This is a genomic window from Acinetobacter sp. YH16032 (assembly GCF_013417345.1).
Lineage (GTDB): Bacteria > Pseudomonadota > Gammaproteobacteria > Pseudomonadales > Moraxellaceae > Acinetobacter.
On sequence record NZ_VPEE01000001.1, the window covers coordinates 614,753 to 631,289 of the forward strand.

Here is a 16,537-nt window from a genome sequence, read left to right on the forward strand (position 1 = left end):
CCATTGCTTTACACAATTTTTTTCATAATTTTTGGTGAAAATAATACTGACATAAATTCCAGATAGAAAATACCAATTTTGTCGGACAAATCTAGTGTGAAACCGATGTTTAAGCCTTAAAAACGACAATTTTTGTGGTTGAAATTAACAAAACATCACCATACTGATTTTTTGTTTGTGTGACATAACTCACAATTCCACGATCTAGCTTTGTTTTAGAAGGATTGATAGCAACAATTTCAACTTCCACATGCAAACGATCACCTGCACGAGCTGGTTTTGGCCATCTTAAGCTTGACTCTGAACCGATAAGCCCCTTGGCAATTGGAAAACATTCAGTCCAGAGACGCATGGTAATGGCTGAAGTTTGCCAACCACTGGCTGCGATACCTTGAAAAATAGGATGATCTTTTGCAGCCTCTTCATCAGTATGAAAGACTTGAGGGTCATATTTTTGTGCAAATTCTTTAATTTCTTCGAGTGTTAACTCATATTCACGACTTTTAAACTGATCACCCACTTTTAAATCATCAAGATAAAGCATCTTCGTCTAATTCCTTGTCTTTCACTTTTTGTTCAACTAAAAATCCACCCGTTTGGCGTTGCCAAAGTTGGGCATAAATTCCATTCTGTTGGATCAGCTCATCGTGAGATCCTTGTTCTACGATATTTCCTTGATCCAAAACAATTAATCGATCCATTTGAGCAATGGTTGAAAGTCGGTGTGCAATTGCAATTACCGTTTTACCTTCCATCAAGTCATCAAGGCTTGCCTGAATCGCCGCCTCAACCTCTGAATCGAGTGCGCTGGTTGCTTCATCCAAAATCAAAATTGGAGCATCTTTTAGGAATACCCGTGCGATTGCTATACGCTGTCTTTGCCCACCAGATAATTTTACACCACGCTCACCCACATAAGCGTCATATCCTGTCTGACCACGTAGATCTGTAAGCTGCGGGATAAACTCTTCTGCCCGAGCTTTACGGACAGCTTCATACATTTCTTCATCAGTCGCTTCAGGTCGACCATATTTAATATTCTCAGCAACACTTCGATGCAGCAAAGAAGTATCCTGCGTCACGAGTGCAATATTTTTTCTTAAACTATCTTGGGTGACTTCGTCAATCGCTTGACCATCGATATAAATTTTACCTTGTTGGGTTTGATAAAAATGAAGTAGTAGTTGGATCAGTGTCGATTTTCCAGCACCAGACCGACCAACGATTCCAATTTTTTCACCCGGTTTAATTTCTAAATTCAAGTGATTAATAACATTTTTTTGATTATATGCAAAGCTCACATTATCAAATTTAATTGCACCAGAATGTACCTTGAGTGGCAGTGCAGCTTCTTTGTCTTGAATTGCTATTGGTTTGGCTAGCGTGGTCATCCCATCTTGGATGGTACCAATATTTTCAAATAAGGCTGAAGTTTGCCACATCATAAAAGAAGCCATACTATTCAGCTTTAAAATCATGGCTGTCGTTGCGGCGATCACACCGATGTTTGCTTCACCAATAAACCAAAGCCAAACTGCTGTACCTAAAACGCCAAAGAATAAAATTGCGGTCAGTAGATTAATGCTAATTTCATAAGCAGTTCCCAGACGCATCTGGGTATACACCGTCTTCATAAAAAGTTGCATAGACTCTTTGGCATATTGGCTTTCACGACCAGCATGTGCAAACAATTTTACTGTTTGTATATTTGTATAAGCATCAGTCACACGACCAGTCATCACCGCGCGTGCATCAGCCTGCTTTTTTGAAATTTTTCCAAGTCGCGGGATAAAGAAGGATGCCGCGCCAATGAATAAAATCAACCATGCCATCAGGGGAATAAGGAGAAGAGGGGAGACGTTTCCTAAAACCACACTGATGGTAATAAAATAAATCACCACATAAGTAACGATATCCCCCAAAATTACCCAAAATTCACGAACTGCAAGTGAAGTTTGCATGACTTTAGCTGACAATCGACCTGCAAAATCATTGTGAAAAAAGTCTAAACCTTGAAGAAGTAATAAGTTGTGAAAACGCCAACGCAAGCGCATTGGAAAGCTACTGAATAAAATCTGATGCCTTATGATTGATTGCAAACTTGCAAAGAAAATATTAGCAAGTAGAAAACCAGACAAAATCATCAGATTTGTTTGGTTATTTTCGAGAAAATTTTGAGGCGTCGATGCGGACAACCAATCAACTAAATGACCAATTTGAGAGAAGAAAATAGCTTCAAATGAAGCTGTTGCTGCAGTAAATAACACCAACACCAAGAGATAGCGCTTAACTCCTGATGCTGCTTGCCAAACAAATGGAAAAAATTTCTTCGGCAAGGGCTGATTTAAATCTTTGGATGGATATGGATCAACGAGTCTTTCAAACCACTGCAGCATACGACTAATCTTAATTCATCTAATCAAAACTCAGTTTACTGTGTCTTGAGGAATCTTGAAATCATTCCCAGAAGGAATCTGGAATATTTTTAATCCGAATTCAGGAAGAATCGCCAAAAGATGATCAAAAATATCGGATTGGATCGCCTCATAAGCCACCCAAGCTGTCGTATTTGTAAAAGCATAAATTTCTATAGGCAAACCTTCACCTGTCGGTTGTAATTGACGAACGATTAAGGACTGATTTTGTGCAATACCTGGATGATTTTTTAAATAGTATTCAATATATGCGCGGAATGTTCCTAAATTGGTTAAACGACGTTGGTTATTGACCCCATTATTTGCATATTGCTGATTAAAGTTTTTTAACTCAGTTTGTTTCTCATCCAGATATTTTTCTAAAATCAGAAATTCTTTAAGTTTGCTGTATTCCATTGCAGATAAGAAGTGAACACTATTTTGATCGATATAGAGTGCACGTTTAATACGACGAACACCTTGCTCTTGCATACCTCTCCAGTTCTTAAAAGTATCTGTCACCAAACGATTGGTCGGAATAGTGGTATAGGTCTTATCAAAGTTTTGTACGGTCACCGTATGTAATGACATATCAATGACATCGCCATCCGCATTTAAGGTTGGCATTTCAATCCAATCACCAATTCGAACCATGTCATATGAAGAGATTTGAACTGAAGCCACTAGAGATAGAATTGTATTTTGGAAAACCAGCATGAGCACTGCTGCCATTGCCCCGAAACCTGCCAATAGCGTGAAAACATCTTTTTTAAGAAATGTTCCTAAGACCATCAGAGCACAAACAACAAAAATAATCAGTTTAACTAACTGTAAATAACCCTTAATTGGCTTATTGTGAGATTTAGGATTACGTTGATAAATAATATTAAAGATGGTGAGAAGCTGACTAATTGCCAAGGCAATGGTCAAGAAAATGAAGGCTTGTGCAAACATCTGAATCAATGTAATGACTTTTTCAGACAGGTGTGGAACCGTCACAATTCCATTCATAATAACCAATGCTGGGACAATGTTTGCAATTCTTCGAATAACGCTATGTTCCGCTAAGACATCACTATAACTAAAACGTAGTTTGCTAATAATTTTGCGAATACCACGGACGACCACTTGTTGAGCAATAAAATTTGCGATAAATGCAATGAGAATAAGAATGCTCAGAGAGGTCAACATCTCTAACCAAGGAAATTGATCTGACCATTCTTGGATTTGAGTTACAAAATTTAATCTGTCCAACTTGATCACCTCTAAATGAATTGGTATTAGCTTAATGGTTTAAGTTATTAAATTTATTAGAGTTAACGTTTATCAAACAGAATAGATTAAATTAATTACTTGAAATAAATTTTATGAACTTCTATTTTAAATAAAATTAATGTGAATTAAGTCACACTATAAAATTTCCTAGATTATCGTCATTACATTTTTAAATTATAAAGCTTATCTTGTAACCAGATTTTTTTTCATTCTCAATCTCACTGTATTCTTAACCTACACGAAAGGTCCTGAAAGAAGCATTATTGAGCTTGTTCATTTTCAGCATTTTGAAAATGAAAAAATAATATGAGAAAATCAATCCATTATTTTTTTTAAGCTCTCCATAACAACATCGATTGAAAAAAATCGAATCAGAGAATAAAAGACGAGCGCAGAAAATTGATAGAGTCTTCTCGTGATGGTTGGACGCACCAATATGACCTAAAGCATCTTAATCATGAATTTATACCCGCTACACCGCAATCTGAATCACACATCAAGCGTAAAAAAAGCCTAATAAATTAGGCTTTTGAGGAATTCACCACATTAAATCATCTGGAATAACATAAGCTGCATATGGATCTTCCTCATCTGTAATAGCCTCATTTTTCTCAGCATTATTCACAATAATAAATCCTTCGACTTTTTCATTAATCCGCTCAGATAACGCTCTTGGTATAACAGCATAACCTGTTTGATCTTTGGCGATAACTAATGTGCCTGCCACGAGTGCATTGTAAACTTGTTGATTAATATAAATTTTCTTAATTTTATTTTCATCAACGAACTGGTAGCTGATTTCACCATCAATATCTTTGATTTTATGCTGACCAATCATTTGCACTACTGCTGCACGTAATGCTTTTTCATCTTGCTGGCGTTTGATTTCAAGATTAAGACTCTGATCTTTTTCTAATTTTTGCTTTAAATCTTGTTCAATCTTAGCTTTAATCTCAGCTTCATTGCTTTGACCCGTGCGTTGCTCATGCACAGCTTGTTTAGAAAGTTTTTTAGCCTTTTTTTGATCGACTAAACCGGCTTTGAGCAATTGTGCTTGCAAGGCATTTTTTACCATGAGTAATACCAACTACGATTTTTGAAAATAACAATGACGGAAATATAAAATCCAATAGATCAGGGTCAGTAAAAAACTTAAACCTGCAGGAATTAAAAATGCTTCTAATTGTAAATAAGGATAGCTGAATGCCGCAACAGTACTGCCAATAATAAAACCAAATAAAATCACTAAATGCAAAATAACTTTTCTGGATTCCGTTGTAAGACCTCTTACAAAATATCCAAATGCTAAACCAAGATCGGTTAAGACACCAGAAAGGTGAGTCGTGCGAATAATCGCACCTTTATAATGACTTACCATGGCATTTTGTACACCCATCGCACAACATGCCCATAGCAGTGCATAACGAGGATAATAGGGAATAAATACCCAACAGAGCAGAATAAAAAAAGTCACTAAACTCAATGGTAGACCATATCTGCGTCCGAGTTTAAATTGACTATTCCCCAATATCAGACCGCTAAAACTAGAGCCTAAAACATAACTCAGGATAATAAGAATCAGAAAAAATACAGCTTTGAAATCATGGTCAATAATACCGATCGCAAGCAGACTTGCATTGCCTGTCATATGTGAAACTGACTGATGTAATAGAGAAATGAGACCCAAAACGTTGATCATGCCTGCATTTACTGCAAGCATGAAAGCCCCAAATTGTACCCAGTTTGGAAGGAATTGAAATGGCATATCTTTCATTCTAAAAGTTTATGCCATGAATATATTATTTTGAAGGAGCGCGATCAACCGCAGCAGTAAACAATACATCTGTAGATGAGTTGAGGGCTGTTTCAGTTGAATCTTGTAGAACACTGATCACCATACCGATGGCTACAACTTGCATAGCCACATCTGGTGAAATATTGAATAAGCCACAAGCGACAGGAATCAATAACAGTGAACCACCCGCTACACCTGAAGCACCGCAGGCAGAAACAGTAGCCACAACAGAAAGAACAAGCATTGTAGTAAAGTCAACGGAAATACCAAGTGTATTCACCGCTGCTAATGTTAATACAGTAATCGTTACTGATGCGCCCGCCATATTAATTGCAGCTCCCAACGGGATTGCTACACTCGATGTCGATTCATTCACGCCCAAACGCTTGGCAAGATCCAAGTTCACCGGAATATTTGCTGCTGAACTACGGGTGAAAAATGCGGTGATCCCACTTTCACGTAGACATTGAATAACCAATGGATAAGGATTTGAACGCGTAACAAATGCCACCATAATTGGGTTAATTACAAGTGCAACAAAGAACATAGTCCCTAATAGAACAGACAATAATTGTGCATAACTTGCTAAGGTTTTAAGACCTGCATCTGCAAAAGTCACTGCAACAAGTCCAAAAATACCGAAAGGTGCAAAACTGATGACAAGACGAATCACGTGATTCACGGCATTCGCAGCATCCGTCAGACACTGTTTTGTGGTGTCTGTGGCATGACGAAATGCTATACCCAGTGCAACAGCCCAACCCAAAATCCCAATAAAGTTTGCTTCACTTAATGCAACGATAGGATTCGCAACAAAACTGAGTAATAAATTTTTAAGAATTTCAGTCAAGCTGCCAGGTGGTTGTAAATCAGCTTGCGCAGCGACATCTAAGAAAAGAGTGCTTGGAAATAAATTACTCACAATGACAGCAGTTAACGCAGATAAAAACATACCTACGGCATACATCATCATAATGGGTTTGATTTTCGCACTGCTGCTATCACCAACTTTAAAGTTTGCAATCGAAGAAAGGACCAAAACAAAAACAAGAATTGGTGCAACAGATTTAAGGGCTTTAATAAATAAATCACCCAGCAAGCTTAATTGTGGTGCAACTTGAGGAAAAAATATAGCCACCAAAACGCCAAGAATAATGGCGATAATGATTTTGGTGACTAAACTCAAACGTGCTAGAGCAGTGAACATAACTGAACCTAATAATGCCGAGTCTGGCTTAAAATCGGATAAATAAGTGGGGTATTCTATACTTAAAAATGATTTTAAATATAAAACTTATTCATAATAAAAATTAAGTGAATCAAATCACTGGATTTTTTTTGATAATTCTTACTTAAGAATATCAAATTCTTATGCAAAAGATGATTTATTTTCGCTGAAATGCGGGTCTAATTCATACACTGCTTGGAAATGAGTGAGGTATATTTTACCTGTCAGATGATGTATCCAATTGGTTGAATTTAAGCGATCCATAACAGGACCTTTAACTTCGCTTAAGTGTAGTTGAATATTGAGTTTAGATAACTCAGAATTCATTTCTTCAAGAGTCTCTAAAGCTGAATAGTCAATATTACTAATACTGGAACAGTTAATGACCACATGTTGAAGCTCATCATGTTGGCTAACCTCTGAAATAATAAATTCCTTCAGGGTGTTTGCATTGAGAAAACTCAAATTTTCATCAATTCTCACCGAAACGAGCCTTTTACTGGTAATAACCTGGTGTCTTGAAATATTTCTAAAATGCTGCGTGCCTTCAACGAGACCAATCACTGCAATATGTGGACGGCTAATTCTCCATAACAGCAACACAAATGTTGAAATAATACCCACCATTAAGCCTGTCGTAATATCTACACACAGCACTCCTAAAAATGTAAGAGTCATTGCTAAACCATCTGCTTTAGAATATTTCCAAGCCTCTATAAATGGTTTAATTTCAACAAGTTTCCATATCGACACAATGATTGTTGCAGCCAATACTCCTAAAGGTAAATATTCAAATAGGCTTGTAAAATATAGACTGACCACAATAATAAGTAGCGAGGATAAAACCCCAGCCATAGGTGTTTTTGCACCAGCATCAGCATTGACCACTGTACGTGATAAGCTACCAGTGACAGGAAATGCGCCACTGATTCCAGCGCCAAAATTTGCAACACCGAGCGCAACAAGCTCTTGATTACTGTTCAAATTACTACGTGATTGAAAAGCCGTAGCTTGCGCGATCGAAATAGATTCAACGAAACTCACCATAGCGATCATTACTGCGCCAGGAAGCAATATTTTTACCATGTCCCAAGTCCAGTACGGCATTTGAATAGGGGGTAATCCACTTGGAATTTCACCTACTGTTTTAATTCCATAGGCAGTTAAATCAAAGGATTGAACCAGTAAGATTGAAAAAAGCACTAAGCATAACGGTAATGCTTTTTGTACAAATTGCATTAATTTTTGATGATTTGAAAATGCTGGAATTTTAAGTAATTGTGGTAAATAAATGAGCGCTAAAATTGAAGCTAAACCCAAAGATAAGCTGGCCAAATCATATAAAGAAATATATTGAGCCAAACTCGTAAAAAATTCGATTAAATTACTGGATTGCAATGGAATATTAAGAATAAATTTTATTTGACCTAATGCAATTAAGACAGCTGAAGCAATGATAAAACTCTTAATCACAGGATGGCTAATGAGACGAATCAAAAAACCAAATCTAAATAGTCCCAATAAAAATGAAATTATGCCAACCATTACTGCTAGCAAATAGGCAGCTTGAATATAGACTGGTGAACCCACTTCATATAATGGCTGTAATGTAGCAAAAGTCATCATGGAGATTAATGCAACTGGACCAATTGAAAGGGTAGTACTCCCTCCAATCAATGCATAAGCAATCATAGGGATAATACTGGCATATAACCCCATAATTGGAGGTAAGCCTGCAATCATGGCATATGCCATGCCTTGTGGTACAAGCATTGCAAGCACGATCACAGATGCAAGAAAATCAGATTTAAAATCTTGAGTATTGTATTTTTTTAACCATTTCCAAGCTGGAAAGATTCGTTCCACAGAATGCTTCGTTAAATCCATACAAATCTCTAAATCACATTTATGTATATATTATGCATAAAAAGTGATAAACAAGCACTGAGTATTGTTGATAAGGATCATCAAGAATTTGATTAATGATCCTTAGCGTATGAATTTAATCGAATATTTTTTTAAAAGGTTGTATGTGTTCAAGCTGATAAGCGAGATCTATCAGTAAACGTTCTTGTCCCAAATCAGCAGAAAGCTGAATACCTATCGGTCTTGAATCTAATTTGGTCATACCCATCGGCAATGATATCGCTGGAGCACCTGCGATATTCTGAATAGGTGTGAATGCCACATAATTCCTTAAACGCTCAAATAAAACATCAAATTCGAGTTGAGGTGAAAGATATCCAATTTGAGGCGAAACATGCGCTAAAACTGGCGAAAGGATGACATCATATTGTTGGAAGATTTTTTGATAGATGCGCTGGATTTGCTTTAAACGGTATAAAAATAAAGGGGTTTTATAGAAATTTTTCCTGTACAAGCTTGCAAGCCCAACTGTTAGATGATCTAACTCATTCACGTTAAAATCTTTGCCAAGTAGCGGTTTTCCAAACTGTTGAATCATAAATGATAAAAAACCCCAATAGTGGCTGAAATCATCTACAAACGAATCTGGAATAGGAAGTGAAAATTCTTCAATATGATGACCTAAATTCCTGAGTAATTGAGCAGTAGACTCAACAGTTTGACGGGTCTCAGCATCAGTATTGGTTTGCAATGAATCATAAACAAGACCAATCCGTAAAGGTTTGCTGGATGGATGCTGGATTAAGCCAATTTCGGGTAATTTTTTTGACTTATATTGTTTTTCCATTTCAGCAAAGAAAAACGCGGTATCCCGCACAGAACGTGTTAAAACACCATCTGAAACAAGGTCAATTGGTAAATACTGCGAACCTTCATTTGGATACCAACGACCACGTGTCGGCTTTAAACCGACTAAACCGCAATTTGCTGCAGGAATTCGTATCGAACCACCACCATCATTTGCATGTGCAATTGGTACTACGCCTGATGCAACGAGTGCCGCAGCTCCACCTGAAGAAGCTCCACACGAATAATCAGTATGCCAAGGATTGCGTGTGTAATCCCCAGACTTAAATTCTGTTGAAGCATTTAAGCCAAATTCAGGCATTTTGGATTTACCCAGTGCAATTAAGCCTGTATCTAACATTTGTTGAGTAATTTTAGAGTTTTTGATCTTTTCCTTGGATTTGAACGATGTTGATCCTTGTTGCGTAGGAAAACCAATAAGATCCAAATTATCCTTAATAAATGTAGGCATTGCAGAAAAAATCTGATTTGGTTTAAAAGTAGGCGATTTAAGTATTTGTTCGAAGTTTTCGAATTCAATTGCATTTAGCAGAGGATTTACGAATTTTGCGCGTTCAATCGAAGCTCTTAAAACTTCATCAATTGAGATGTCTTTAGATTGAATTCTGTTTGAGAGCTCAATCGCATCACTTGTACCTAATATATCATCCGTGAAAGCATGAATTCTTTTTTGATTATCCATAATCGATTTTCTTTAAAATTGACTAAGCATATGTATACACATGAAATATTGATTTGTCGATTGACCAGAGATTGATTCGCCACAATTTCGCATAATGTGTGCGGAATTATGTTACATAGCTGATTTGCTTGAATATTTTTATAAGCAAATCAGCGTTATTTAACATTAATTCGCATTATGCGATATTAGTCTTTTCCTAATACTTCTTCCCTATATTTTAGTACGTCATTTGCTGTTATGTCCTTTAAATGCTTTCTTATGAGCGTGTGAAGTACGTCACTTTCCTTAATTCTGATTTTTTTTTCAATCATAAAGTCTAGGGTCTTTCTTTCTAACATTTCTGTTTCTTCGTCTCTTAATCTTTGCGTTTGTGCCATTTTGGGAGTCCCTTACAAGCAATTTGTGATAAATAATAATAGAATTTGTTGAAATGTTATTTGTGATGTTGTATAAATTATTCAAAATGTGATTTGTGATTTATTACAATGGATAAAACTCAAGCTTTCGAGATTGTTTCCAAGATTGTTTATGACAGGGCTGTTCAGCTTGTAATCTCTGGAAATCCTGCTTTTGATTCAGAATTGGTTTTAGCTCATTTGGAAATGGTCCTTGTTGAGTGGGGTTATAAGTCTGCTTTAGTTGCTGAATATCACGATTCATTAAAACAAGAAAATGATAATTTTCGAGCTATGGGGATTCACTAATGTCTAATTGGTCTATTAATCAGAATTACATTAATGAAAATGATTTGGCTGAAAATCAGAAAAAAAACCGCAATTTGATTTCAACCCCCACTAATAAGATGGGGGTAACGAAAAAAGAATTCACAATGGACACAGCGGATTGGGATTTAGTCACCCCATTTGAGCGTGAGTTTCCAACTCCTTATATGCACATGGTTATGACTTCAAAAGGTGTTAAACCTGTTCAATGTCGTTTACCTGCTGATAATGAAATTTCTGTTGTTGATTGGGTAAATTTTACATTCGGTATTGAAACAATTTCAAATGAATTGCTTGATGATGAAGAATATCCCTTAGATGAGTTTAAATGGAATAGAGCGGTCGAATTATTTGACGAAACTCTACAGCATATTTTTGGATTTGGAATAAGTCATAAACAAGATAAAGGACGTAATTTTTACAAAGAAACATATTCTTTAGGTGAAGATATGGGGCTTCTTTGTATAGGCGGACAAAGAAATACAATCTTGGTGATGATCAATGGTCGTGGTTGTGCATTCGGCAATTCAGGTTGGGAAAGACGGCTTTACAATTTTTTAAATACTACTGCTAAACGTCCAAAATTAACACGTGTTGATTTGGCACACGATGATTTTGAAGGTTTAAATATCAATGTTGATTGGGGTAATCAACAAGATGATTTAGGCGGTTTTCAGTTAGGCAATAGAGCGCCCAATATTGAATACAAAGGTAATTGGAAAAGACCTAATGGTAGAGGTCGAACTCTTAATATTGGCTCTCGTGAAAGTGGAAAGTATTTAAGACTTTATGAAAAGGGTAGAGCTGAAGGTGATCCTAATGACAACTGGCAACGTGCTGAAGTTGAATTAAAGTCTGTAGATAGAATTTTACCTTTTGATATTTTGCTTGCACCAAGTGAATATTTTATAGCTTGTTATCCATGCTTTGAATTTTTAGCAAAGCATTTACAGCCTGCAAGAATAGAAACAATTAAAAAGACTGCTCAAATTAATGCACAGACTGCTATTGAAAATTTAAAACATCAATACGGCAAATATATCAATATTTTTAAACAAGTTTTTGAACCTGAAGAATTAATTAATCTAATTTCATGTTCTGATCCGCTTGCTTATCCCAAGCGTTTAGATCATGTCCTTATTACTGCTCGGAGAATGTAAAAATGATGCAATTTAAAAACAAAGTAAAAATCTTAGGTGCTAAGTCTGTAGATTTTAAACCTGATGATAATTCGGGTCGTCATTACAATCATGTTTCACTTTATTGTGAAATTCCTTTGAAAAACACGGATGGTACTGCGGTTGGTAATGCTTGTGAAGTTTTCAACTGGCAAGACAATAGAAATTTCGTACTTCTACAAAATCGTAAATTTCCTTTAGAAGCTGATATTACTTTTGAAATGGTTACATCAGGTAAAACAACAAGTTTTGTTGTTCTTAATGTGGAATTACCAAATGAGCCTAAAGTTTAATTTTATAGTCTATACCTGTCCTATCTGCGGAACAGCAGTTAAACAAGGTTATTTGGACTTTCATATTTCAGCCTGCAAGGGCTAAGGATTGGCTAACAGATGAATGAATCATGCACTTTTTTAATTGATGGTTTCAACATATCTGATTTAGCCATAACAGGTACGCAAGCATCGCAAATTATTATCGCTATTGCTTCGTACTTTCTTGTCATGTGGTTGCTTAGACAACTGCGTTTTAATGTTAAGTAAGGAGTCCGACATGGATACTAAACAAAAATCAGCACTCGTTGGCGTTTCTATCATCCCTGCAATGCTAGCAACAACTTCTGCGAACGCTGCATTAACTTTGAACACTGAACAATTCACTACTGATATTGCAACTGCTGAAACTTTCGGTATCGCAATTGGTTTAGCCATTCTTGGCTTTGTAGCTGTGTTGGCTTTAGTTAAAAAAGCTCGTGGCGCTGTGAAGTAATAACGATTACGGGCGATGTGAGCGACTTGGGAGCGAATGTCGCCCGTATGAGTTTAGGAGACCATTATGGATGAGCCTAGTTTACTAAATTGGATACTTGTCGCAATTGCCACAGCAGGCTTAAAAATATTATTTAGATAATTAAAGGTATTGAAAATATGAAACGTGTAATTATTTTATTACCTTTAGTTATTTATTCTTCTTTTTCATTTGCATCCGAGCAAGACAAATTAACAAAATGGAATAACCCAGTTTCTAAGGAAATACGTCAGGCTCACGCTGATAAATTAGCTCAAACGACATATAGAGAAATTAATGTAAAAGATGCTCGTGTATCGGACGACATTTCAAAAGTTTATCCGCAGATTGAAACAAAAGTTACCAAGGATGGATCTGCAACTCGTGTTGTGGCTGAAGCTGTTTTAAATACTGATAAGGAAAAAGTCGCAAAAGATTGGGCTAAAAAACTAAATACTGCTGCTAAATTTGGTACTGGCGTTTTAGGTAGTGCAGCTTTAGGACTAATGGTAAATGAACTATTACATGCAATTGATTATGTGATGGGAGAAGGTGGAGAAATAAGAAGAAAAAATGTTAATCCTGACGATCCATATCATCAGTATTATTATCAAGCTTCAACTTCAGCAATAAGTAATTACGATTCAAAAACAAAATTTTCGAGTTTTACTGAAGCATGTCAATTTTTTGATAATAAAAAAACTACATATAGTGGGACACTAAAATATGTCAGAACTCAATTAGAATCACATACTTTTGCCACCTGTTGGTATCAGCCAAGTATTTACACGGATGGCTATACAAATACTTATGTATCAGTTCATCGTATAACAAATCCTTCTTATAATCCTGCTGCGCCTTCACCTATTGCACCTGCAACCGAAACAGAAATAAAAGATGCTATTAAAACAAAAGTCTTAGATAAAGCATCTACTGATTCAACTGCAAGAAATTTAGCAAAAAAACTTGTCAAAGATTCATACGCACGCATATGGGACGATAAAGGTAATTCATTAGAAATCCGTGGTGATGTATCTAATAAACAAAAAGATATCGTTTCATCTGATAACCCTGCTAACGATGGACATTCTACAAGTACACCAACTATTTCGGATGGTAAAAGTGGATCAGGTTCATCATCATCAGATTCATCATCATCAGGTACAACTGAGGGAACTACTTTCAATCCTGATGGTTCTGTCGCTTCAAGTTCTGTAACAACAACCACAACAACGACTACAAGTACAACAAACATTGAGTTTGAATTACCTGCATTTTGCGATTGGGCTTCAACGGTTTGTGAATGGTTAGATTGGACAAAAAAAGATGATGATTTACCTGCCAAAGATCAATCAGATTTAAATGTCGAAGTTCCATTTGAAGAAAAAAACGTCTCTGTATCTTGGGGCGCTCAATGTCCTGCTCCAACTTATGAGACTGTTTCTCTACACGGAGTAACTGCACAAATTAAAACAACTGATTTCACTTATATCTGCGATTTAGACTGGTTAATTAAACCTTTTGTAATTGGATTTGCTTCAATTTCTGCATTATTCATTCTCTTTGGTTTCCAACGAGGGGGGGATGATTAATGGGTTCTTTTCTTTACAAAATATTAGATTTATTTGCCAACAACTTTTTTAGACAGTTTCTGACAAGTTTAGGAATAGGTTTAGCTGTTGGTGTTCCATTTTATTTATTACTTTCAACATATTTAGATCGTGCAATTACTCAATTCAATGCATCCCCATATTTAGGCTTACTTGCTGTTTTCGGTATTGATACTGCTTTGTCTATTATCTTTACTGCTGTGCTTACTCGTGCCTACTGGGAATCTATGCGAATTAGGACAGTAAGGAGAGGTTAAAATGCCTAGTATTTTAGTCACTGGTAAGCCCGGTGAGGGTAAAACACACTTCGCAATGAAACGTATTAAACAGGCTTTAGCAGAGGGTAGACCTGTTTATACAAATATTGACGGTATTAAACTTGATGTTTCACCTATTCCAGTAAACTCTAAAGGGGAATTAGATTGGACATTAACACAAGAAGCTAATAAAGAATTAGGCATTAAAGGTGCTTTAATTGTTTATGATGAAGCTCAAAAACTAGTAGATAATAATGATATCCGATATTTCGCTTATGCAAATCGTGAAAAACTATCTAATCGTGATGTAATCAAGGAAATTGAATACCATAGACATTCAGGTCGAGATTTAATTTTCATTACTCAATCACCTAAATTTCTTCATTTACATTTGCTTGAATTAATTAATGAACATTATCATTTAACAAGACTTAGAAAAGAAAAAAGAAGTCAGGTTTCATTGTGGCGTTCTTGGCAACAGAATCCTGATAGTCAAGCTGCTATGGATCGGGCAGAAGATATTTTTTTTGAAAAGTTTGATACTCAAATATTTAACGAATATAAATCAACCGAAGCTGTTACAGATGGCAAAATTCGCATTCCTGCTCATTATTATAAATTAGGTGCAATTGCAGGTATTTGTATATTTGGCGCAATAGCCCTTTTGGCTAATGCATTGGGACATTTCAGCGATGGTCGAAGAATAGGTCAACCTGTTGAAGATATCAACAAAGCTAAAGAACAATTAGAACAACGTGATAAAAACTCACCATCTTCAAAAATAGAGACAGATAACGCAAACGTTAATCAAGAATGCAGAAAAGCTGAAAATGTTGATAAGCCTGAATGCATTAAATGGTTTGATGATTTAACAAAAAATAATGCTTCTGTTCTTCCTGATCCTTTCGGTGGTGTTCAAGTTATCTATGATCCAACAAAGCCATACGACTTAGAAGATATTCAAAAAACTGTACGTTATGAAGTAACACAAAAGCCTCTATTTTCAGGATGTATAAAGAAAAATGGTAAATATTACGGCTACACTCAACAAGGTACATTGCTTGATGTATCAACTTCTGATTGCAGAAAACTTATAGAAGATGGTGACAGACCATTTAATTATTTTAAGGAAAATAACAATGCTCAATTATCTGTTCAAGCAACTGATACGAAACTTACTGAACCGACTAATGAATTATCTATTCAGGAACAACCGTACCAAGCGCAAAATTACATCGAACCACACTTACAAGCAAAAACTGTAAATGGTGCAAATTCATCATCATTTAGTTTTTAACTCAACATTCTAGGAGCTATACAAATCCATTATTTATATGTTTTTTTAACAGCATGTATTTGTTTAGCTGCTTGTATTTATTATTTATTTGGTAGGGATTAGCGAGTGTCTACGAGCGACACAAAGGAAGAATGAATTAAATTTTCTTCTCCTTGATTACAAGCTCCCATTAAAACCTAAGACTTAGAAACAGAGCGTCCGTATGGCGCGAACTGATGGAAATTATTATGACTTTTGGAATATTTGATGTGGTAATGTTTGGATTATTATTTGCTGTATTAAGGTGGAAAAATGCGTGATGTTAAACCTGAACCAATACCAGAAGAAGCATTAAAGATTCTTGAACAAGAGAAAAAAACGGATCAGAAGCCATCAAAATTTTTTTATTTATCATCATTTGTGGTTGGTATTCTTTTATATTTAATAATACGCAATTTCGCATAATGTGTGCGGAATTATGTTACATAGCTGATTTGCTTGAATATTTTTATAAGCAAATCAGCGTTATTTAACATTAATTCGCATTATGCGATATTAGTCTTTTCCTAATACTTCTTCCC

17 protein-coding genes are annotated in these 16,537 nt (G+C 35.8%); 8 read left to right on the top strand and 9 right to left on the bottom strand.

Features of this window, described 5'->3' with window-relative positions; all coding sequences use genetic code 11:
* Positions 1-109: 109 nt before the first annotated feature.
* From FTV32_RS02955 to FTV32_RS02995, 9 genes are all read right to left on the bottom strand, one after another.
* On the bottom strand, positions 110-544 hold the full coding sequence (locus tag FTV32_RS02955) for a MaoC family dehydratase (protein WP_179997979.1): 435 nt from the start codon (positions 542-544) through the stop codon (positions 110-112).
* Positions 531-2,396, bottom strand: coding sequence for an ABC transporter ATP-binding protein (locus tag FTV32_RS02960; RefSeq protein ID WP_180027849.1), 1,866 nt, complete (start codon positions 2,394-2,396; stop codon positions 531-533). Before FTV32_RS02960 ends, FTV32_RS02955 begins: the two co-directional genes overlap by 14 nt.
* A 30-nt stretch (positions 2,397-2,426) precedes the next feature.
* Positions 2,427-3,668 (bottom strand): mechanosensitive ion channel family protein, encoded by a 1,242-nt coding sequence (locus FTV32_RS02965; RefSeq protein ID WP_180027850.1) that lies wholly within the window; start codon positions 3,666-3,668, stop codon positions 2,427-2,429.
* Between the two features lie 559 nt (positions 3,669-4,227).
* Positions 4,228-4,764: a DUF2058 domain-containing protein gene (locus tag FTV32_RS02970; RefSeq protein ID WP_180027851.1), complete on the bottom strand. Its 537-nt coding sequence runs from the start codon at positions 4,762-4,764 to the stop codon at positions 4,228-4,230.
* Positions 4,765-4,776: 12 nt separating this feature from the next.
* Positions 4,777-5,454, bottom strand: a complete 678-nt coding sequence (locus FTV32_RS02975; protein WP_180027852.1) for a YoaK family protein — start codon at positions 5,452-5,454, stop codon at positions 4,777-4,779.
* A 34-nt stretch (positions 5,455-5,488) separates the two neighbouring features.
* The gene (sstT, locus tag FTV32_RS02980) at positions 5,489-6,691 is read right to left on the bottom strand and encodes a serine/threonine transporter SstT (protein ID WP_180027853.1); all 1,203 of its coding nucleotides are present in this window, start codon (positions 6,689-6,691) and stop codon (positions 5,489-5,491) included.
* A 162-nt stretch (positions 6,692-6,853) separates the two neighbouring features.
* Positions 6,854-8,599 carry a SulP family inorganic anion transporter gene (locus tag FTV32_RS02985; protein WP_180027854.1) on the bottom strand — a complete coding sequence of 582 codons (1,746 nt, stop codon included), beginning with the start codon at positions 8,597-8,599 and terminating at the stop codon, positions 6,854-6,856.
* 115 nt (positions 8,600-8,714) lie between these two features.
* Entirely contained in the window at positions 8,715-10,127 is a 1,413-nt protein-coding gene (locus tag FTV32_RS02990; RefSeq protein WP_180027855.1) for an amidase, read from the bottom strand.
* 185 nt (positions 10,128-10,312) lie between these two features.
* Positions 10,313-10,504 (bottom strand): hypothetical protein, encoded by a 192-nt coding sequence (locus FTV32_RS02995; protein WP_180027856.1) that lies wholly within the window; start codon positions 10,502-10,504, stop codon positions 10,313-10,315.
* A gap of 108 nt (positions 10,505-10,612) precedes the next feature.
* Here FTV32_RS02995 and FTV32_RS03000 point away from each other — a divergent pair, with 108 nt between their 5' ends.
* From FTV32_RS03000 to FTV32_RS03035, 8 genes are all read left to right on the top strand, one after another.
* Positions 10,613-10,831, top strand: coding sequence for a hypothetical protein (locus FTV32_RS03000; protein WP_180027857.1), 219 nt, complete (start codon positions 10,613-10,615; stop codon positions 10,829-10,831).
* A gap of 98 nt (positions 10,832-10,929) precedes the next feature.
* The gene (locus FTV32_RS03005; protein ID WP_373683279.1) at positions 10,930-12,009 is read left to right on the top strand and encodes a replication initiation factor domain-containing protein; all 1,080 of its coding nucleotides are present in this window, start codon (positions 10,930-10,932) and stop codon (positions 12,007-12,009) included.
* A gap of 2 nt (positions 12,010-12,011) precedes the next feature.
* Positions 12,012-12,320, top strand: coding sequence for a hypothetical protein (locus FTV32_RS03010; protein ID WP_180027858.1), 309 nt, complete (start codon positions 12,012-12,014; stop codon positions 12,318-12,320).
* A 259-nt stretch (positions 12,321-12,579) separates the two neighbouring features.
* Positions 12,580-12,795 (top strand): hypothetical protein, encoded by a 216-nt coding sequence (locus FTV32_RS03015; RefSeq protein ID WP_180027859.1) that lies wholly within the window; start codon positions 12,580-12,582, stop codon positions 12,793-12,795.
* Positions 12,796-12,953: 158 nt separating this feature from the next.
* Positions 12,954-14,405 (top strand): virulence factor TspB C-terminal domain-related protein, encoded by a 1,452-nt coding sequence (locus FTV32_RS03020; RefSeq protein WP_180027860.1) that lies wholly within the window; start codon positions 12,954-12,956, stop codon positions 14,403-14,405.
* Positions 14,405-14,680 (top strand): DUF2523 family protein, encoded by a 276-nt coding sequence (locus FTV32_RS03025; protein WP_180027861.1) that lies wholly within the window; start codon positions 14,405-14,407, stop codon positions 14,678-14,680. The genes FTV32_RS03020 and FTV32_RS03025 overlap by 1 nt, the downstream gene beginning before the upstream one ends.
* A 1-nt stretch (position 14,681) precedes the next feature.
* The gene (locus FTV32_RS03030) at positions 14,682-15,977 is read left to right on the top strand and encodes a zonular occludens toxin domain-containing protein (protein WP_180027862.1); all 1,296 of its coding nucleotides are present in this window, start codon (positions 14,682-14,684) and stop codon (positions 15,975-15,977) included.
* Between the two features lie 291 nt (positions 15,978-16,268).
* A complete protein-coding gene (locus FTV32_RS03035; protein WP_180027863.1) occupies positions 16,269-16,421 on the top strand; it encodes a hypothetical protein in 153 nt (50 codons plus the stop codon).
* Positions 16,422-16,537: the final 116 nt, after the last annotated feature.